Annotated in this window: 7 protein-coding genes; 6 read left to right on the plus strand and 1 reads right to left on the minus strand. The window is 34.7% G+C overall.

Features of this window, described 5'->3' with window-relative positions; translation table 11 throughout:
* The coding region (locus MK119_RS23990) for a hypothetical protein (RefSeq protein ID WP_290684228.1) at nucleotides 1-462 on the plus strand (462 nt) is incomplete at its 5' end.
* Between the two features lie 6 nt (nucleotides 463-468).
* A complete protein-coding gene (locus tag MK119_RS23995; RefSeq protein WP_290684230.1) occupies nucleotides 469-810 on the plus strand; it encodes a hypothetical protein in 342 nt (113 codons plus the stop codon).
* A gap of 122 nt (nucleotides 811-932) precedes the next feature.
* Here MK119_RS23995 and MK119_RS24000 read toward each other — a convergent pair whose 3' ends face one another.
* Nucleotides 933-1,274, minus strand: a complete 342-nt coding sequence (locus tag MK119_RS24000; RefSeq protein ID WP_290684232.1) for a helix-turn-helix transcriptional regulator — start codon at nucleotides 1,272-1,274, stop codon at nucleotides 933-935.
* A gap of 140 nt (nucleotides 1,275-1,414) precedes the next feature.
* Here MK119_RS24000 and MK119_RS24005 point away from each other — a divergent pair, with 140 nt between their 5' ends.
* The 4 genes from MK119_RS24005 to MK119_RS24020 all read left to right on the plus strand — a co-directional run bounded on the left by MK119_RS24005 (nucleotide 1,415) and on the right by MK119_RS24020 (nucleotide 5,196).
* Nucleotides 1,415-2,941: a hypothetical protein gene (locus tag MK119_RS24005; protein WP_290684234.1), complete on the plus strand. Its 1,527-nt coding sequence runs from the start codon at nucleotides 1,415-1,417 to the stop codon at nucleotides 2,939-2,941.
* A 90-nt stretch (nucleotides 2,942-3,031) separates the two neighbouring features.
* Nucleotides 3,032-3,970, plus strand: coding sequence for a tyrosine-type recombinase/integrase (locus MK119_RS24010; RefSeq protein WP_290684236.1), 939 nt, complete (start codon nucleotides 3,032-3,034; stop codon nucleotides 3,968-3,970).
* A complete protein-coding gene (locus tag MK119_RS24015) occupies nucleotides 3,957-4,844 on the plus strand; it encodes a tyrosine-type recombinase/integrase (protein WP_290684238.1) in 888 nt (295 codons plus the stop codon). Before MK119_RS24010 ends, MK119_RS24015 begins: the two co-directional genes overlap by 14 nt.
* A gap of 4 nt (nucleotides 4,845-4,848) precedes the next feature.
* Complete coding sequence (locus MK119_RS24020; protein WP_290684240.1) at nucleotides 4,849-5,196, plus strand: LytTR family DNA-binding domain-containing protein; 348 nt, start codon at nucleotides 4,849-4,851, stop codon at nucleotides 5,194-5,196.
* Nucleotides 5,197-5,383 lie beyond the last annotated feature (187 nt).

Consider the following 5,383-nt stretch of genomic DNA (forward strand, 5'->3'; position numbering starts at 1 on the left):
AGAGAAAATAAAGACCATCAAGAAGCTATAACTACTATGTCTCTTGGATTATTTGCGCTTGGACCAGCGGGTTCAGGCTCAATGTGGGGAGCTAATGTTGGGATGTCTCAAATTTCATTTAGAAGCTTCAATTATAAACCAATGTATTATGATGGGAGTGTTAAATCTTTTCCTCGTCCATCAACAATGAGTTTGAATAATCCGAACTCTTTCAGAGGAGTTAATCCCAAAATAGTTGAGTCATATTTGACAAGTAATGGTTGGAAAGGTGTGTCAACTAATCCAAATAAGTTGTATAATGCAGGGATAAGGTTAACCAATGGAGTTAGAGGCGAACAGATAAGAATTATGCCTGGAGGTAAAACAAGATCTGTTCAAGTAAAACAAGGTCCACATATGATAATATCCATGAATGGGAATAAAACTGTAATTCCTTTAAAAGGAAATCCAACTTTAAAATAATTATATATGAAAATAGATAAATTAAAAGAACTCATTCTTGATAGTATAATTGATGATTTTTATAATTTATGGGAACCATATAGTGAGTTGAAAGAATACTTTTTGGATGATGTATTGACTGAAGAAGTATTTAAAAAAAAATTTATAAATAATTTTATAGAGCTTTTACATGACAATTTGATAGATGTATATGTTGGAATTTCTTTCTCTGGGGAAGAGAAAAAAGTTCAATTTCCTCATGAAACATTTCTTGATCATTTACTAGAAGAATGGAAGTCTAAAGGAGCTAAAGAGATACGTTTCATTACCTCCCAAGCTGGCGCTAGAATGTCCCCTAGATGGCGCTAGTATGTCCGCGACTGAGTGAGCGCTACCGCTAGTTTTCAAAACTAGTGGCGGTAAGAGTAAGCAAAATACTAATTTTAATATAGAGAGAAGACAACCATAGTTTAGTTACTGTGGTTGTTTTTTTATTTATAAGCCAACCTCGTTTTGGCATCACGAATTAAGGCATCAAGATTATAGAGAATCGCGTTTTTATCTTGTATTGGTAATTGATTGATATCTTTTAATCTACGTAACATATCAGCGTCCTTAAAAAGTTCATCCGTATCAGCTTCACCAACTAAATATGCTACGGTAGTGTCTAATAGTTCAGCTAGGCGTTTTACAGCATCGATAGACGGATTTACATCATCACGCTCATACTTACCAATTACAGAATGATTAGTATTTAAAAGTTTAGCTACTTCATTTTGTGACAATCCTTTTTCTTTTCTACAATCGCGCAATCGCTTACCAAATGTACTCATAAGTATAGTAATAATGCTTATTTAAACAATATTGGCAAATATACTGTTCAAAAATGGAATAAAAAAGTGTGATTTGGTTTTGTAAAATGATTTACATATAGTAGTTTTGATGCAAATATGAACAAGTAATTATTTTGCCAATGCTCAACACTTCCAATTCCAACAACTACAATTACGTCACCAAGCACCTAGAAATCCACGTTTTGGGCGGACTCAAAGTCAACAAACTCGAAAGCATGCGCGTCACGTTGAGTTTGCAAAAGCCAAAACAACACAATGTGTTGCGTCATACCATAGACTTATACAACGACAACCAAGTAGAAAAGTTTGTCCGCAGAGTTGCCGAACGTTTAGAAATCGGCACGAGTGTGGTTCGTAAAACATTACAAGAACTCACAAAGGAACTAGAAAACTACCGTTTTTTATTGTTAGATAAAGCCGCAGAAGCAAGTAAATCGTATTACAAAGAACTTACCAAAAGCGAAGAACAAGAAGCGATAAGCTTCCTAAAACAGAAAGACTTACTAAGAATTACCAATGAACTCATTGGCAAAAGTGGTGTGATTGGAGAAGTCAACAACAGATTATTAATGTACTTGATCTTTACAAGCAGAAAAACAAACAATCCACTGCATTGCATCAGCTTGGGGAGTTCAGGAGTTGGAAAAACACATTTACAAAGCAAAGTAGCAGAACTTATTCCGGAAGAGGACAAAGTAGAAATTACCGTGTTATCCGCAAACGCCTTTTATTACTTTAACCGAACGGAATTGCAACACAAACTTATTTTAATCGAAGATTTAGACGGAGCGGAAAGTGTACTCTATCCATTACGGGAATTACAATCAAAGAAAAGAATTACCAAAACCGTTGTTCATAAAGACAGAAAAGGCACTACCAAAACCGTGCATCTAACAGTGGAAGGTCCCGTAAGCGTAGCAGGTTGTACGACCAAAGAAAGCGTGTATGAGGATAACAGCAATCGCAGTTTTTTACTTTACATAGATGAAAGTAGTGAACAAGATAAGCGTATCATGAATTACCAAAGACTTATAAGCGCAGGGAAATTAAACGAAGAATCACAACTGAAATCTGCAGAACTTCTACGAAATGTACAAAGAGTTTTAAAGCCCATAAGGGTTATCAATCGTTATGCAGAGTTTTTAGAACTTCCACAAAGTGTATTTAAACCACGAAGAACCAACAGTCATTATTTACAATTTATAGAAGCGATTACTTTCTACAAACAGTACCAAAGAGAACCATACTTTGATGAAATCACAGGCGAAGCGTACATAGAAACAGCAATCGAATATATACAAGAAGCCAACGAACTTATTATTGATGTGCTTTTACGCAAAAGTGATACACTCACTGGCGCATGCAGAAATCATTTAGAAAAGCTTAAAGGGTATTTAATAAATAATAACCAAACTACGTTTACCAATGCTGAAATCCGAAGAAATCTACGCATCAAAGAAAGTACATTACGAAACTACAATAAACAATTACTATCAGAGAATTATATACGTAGACTAAACAAAGCAAAAACAAAAAGCTATTGTTTTGAAGTCGTTGACATTAACGAATATATAAACCTTAAAGAGCAGATAAATAACGCATTAACTACTTGTCTGCATCGACTCGATGCCGTAAGTCGCAAGTAACTCGCAAGTAATATAGTTGCGAATCTAATAACAAGTAAATCAGATTGTTATAATAACTCGCAAAGAAGTCTCCAAAAACACATACCGCTGATGAAAAAATTAAAGCTACAAAACAAAGGTTATAAGCTGTTAGTCGCCAATTACAAAGAATGGTTAGACATTTTAGGTTACGCAGAAAGTACCGTATATCAACTACCAAATCACTTGCAAGAGTTTTTCTATTATGCAGAGTGTCACGGACATCATAATTTACAAAAGCTCACAACACAAACGGTAAAGGATTATTACAAGGAACTACAACAACGCAGCAATGATAGACAAGATGGCGGACTTAGTAAAAGCTATTTAAACAAACATCAACAGGCTTTAAAAAAGTTTAGTGAATATCTAAAACAGCATAATGTACAAACAAGATTTAATGTACATCTAAAAAATGAGGTCAATCCCACCGAAGAAAAACTCAATATTGCTACTCAGAGTGAAATACAACAGCTTTTTAAAGCAACAAATTATAGTCACAAAAAAGCTAAATACAGACTTAGAGACAGAGCCATTTTGGTAGTTTTATACAGTTGTGGTCTCAGAAGAAACGAAGCTGTCAGCTTGGATATTGGTGACTTAAATTTTGATAAGGAACGCATACACGTACGCAAAGGAAAAAATTACAAAGAACGTTTTGTACCCATCAATCGAAAGAATGCAGAAATCTTACAGGATTATCTATACGAATCACGCATTGAATTTAGCAGAGAAACCACTGGCGAAGCGTTATTTTTAAATCAAGTGGGAAATCGGTTGCAAGGCATGAGTTTTGCCAATCGCTTACAAGCCATTGTAAAAGCTACCGAAAATCCAGCGTTAATTGCTAAAAGACTTACGCCGCACAGTTTACGGCATAGTATTGCTACACATCTGTTAGCAAAAGAAGTTCCTATAGAAAACATCAAAACTTTTTTAGGACATAGTTCACTAGAATCTACACAAATTTATACGCACCTACTAAAAACCGTTGAAGATGAAAACTTATAAAACCTACTTAAGTACACAAAACTACAGCAAATCCACGATTACAAGTTATAACAATACCAAGGCAATTTTTGCCGATTGGTGCAATGCAAATGATACCAACCCAGAAACGATTGATTACAAAACGATATTACTGTACATCAAATATTTACAAGGTAACAACAACTCTCAAAAAACCATCAAACACAAACTAGGAAGTCTAAAAATCTATTTTAACTATTTAGTATCAGAAAGTTATAGGGCAGACAATCCTATAGAAAATATGAGGATTAAAGGTGTAAAACGTACGGTTACCTATAACCTTTTAGAGCCAGACGAACTAGAAGATTTATACTATAGTTTTGAAAGCGAAAATATCGCAGATATCTATCACAGATTATGCGCAAAACGCAATAAAGTTATTGTTGGCTTATTGGTATATCAAGGATTAAACACAACAGAACTGATACATTTAGAACTAGAGGATCTGCAGCTTTACAAAGGCAAAATCTACATCAAAAGCAGCGTACGAAGCAACAGCAGAACTTTGGAACTCAAATCCTGGCAAATCATAGAACTCTTAGAATACACAAAAGAAATTAGAGAGCAGATTGCACAACGTAATAAAGTAGAAAGCAATCGTTTGTTTGTACCGAATAATGCACGATTAGGAAATACAGTTCAGCATATTTTTAAGAAGTTAAAAAAAACGAATCACAAAGTAAAAAACGTCCATCAACTACGCGCTTCTGTCATTACAAACTGGCTTAAACAATACAATCTTAGAAAAGTACAAATCTTAGCAGGACACAAATACATTAGTTCTACAGAACGCTATCTGCAAGACGATTTAGAAGCCTTACATGATATGATTAACAACTTCCATCCTATCCAGTAACCATATGGCAATTACCTGCGATCTTAGTGTATTAAGTTCACAAAAATACAAACTGCTTACCATTCGTAGTAAAGCAGCAAATAGTTATCTACTGTTAGAATCTATTATTTACATTACATCTTGTGAAGGTTACAGTTGTTTTTATCTGGTAGACGGCTCACGTTATCAAAGCTGTCAAACTTTAAAAGAGTATGAAGTATTGTTAAGTAATGAAGGTTTTGTACGCATTAGTAAATCGTGTATCATCAATCGATTACACTTAAAACACTATGACATCTTAGCCAGAAAAGTACAAATGCACAACAATATTAAATTGACAGTAAGTGTTCGCAGAGTAAAATCCTTACGTTAAAAAACTCCGCGCCACCCAAATCCAGTCAGTTCGCCTGCTCACTTCTCTCTGTTTTTGGGTTGCTTACCAAACAGCCGCATCGCCAAAGCTATGTTTACATAACGTGGTCTTATAACTCTAAAGAGATTATAAGCACATTATGCAAAATAGCCGCCAATCCCACGCGCACAGCAGAACAAAACGAAAA

The sequence above is a fragment of the Kordia sp. genome (genome assembly GCF_022447245.1).
Classification (GTDB): domain Bacteria; phylum Bacteroidota; class Bacteroidia; order Flavobacteriales; family Flavobacteriaceae; genus Kordia.

What these genes read in the sequence shown, in the direction of transcription:
- MK119_RS23995 (WP_290684230.1), top strand. Translation starts at nt 469, where the DNA reads ATGAAAATAGATAAATTAAAAGAACTCATTCTTGATAGTATAATTGAT.
- MK119_RS24000 (WP_290684232.1), bottom strand. Translation starts at nt 1,274, where the DNA reads ATGAGTACATTTGGTAAGCGATTGCGCGATTGTAGAAAAGAAAAAGGA.
- MK119_RS24005 (WP_290684234.1), top strand. Translation starts at nt 1,415, where the DNA reads ATGCTCAACACTTCCAATTCCAACAACTACAATTACGTCACCAAGCAC.
- MK119_RS24010 (WP_290684236.1), top strand. Translation starts at nt 3,032, where the DNA reads ATGAAAAAATTAAAGCTACAAAACAAAGGTTATAAGCTGTTAGTCGCC.
- MK119_RS24015 (WP_290684238.1), top strand. Translation starts at nt 3,957, where the DNA reads ATGAAAACTTATAAAACCTACTTAAGTACACAAAACTACAGCAAATCC.
- MK119_RS24020 (WP_290684240.1), top strand. Translation starts at nt 4,849, where the DNA reads ATGGCAATTACCTGCGATCTTAGTGTATTAAGTTCACAAAAATACAAA.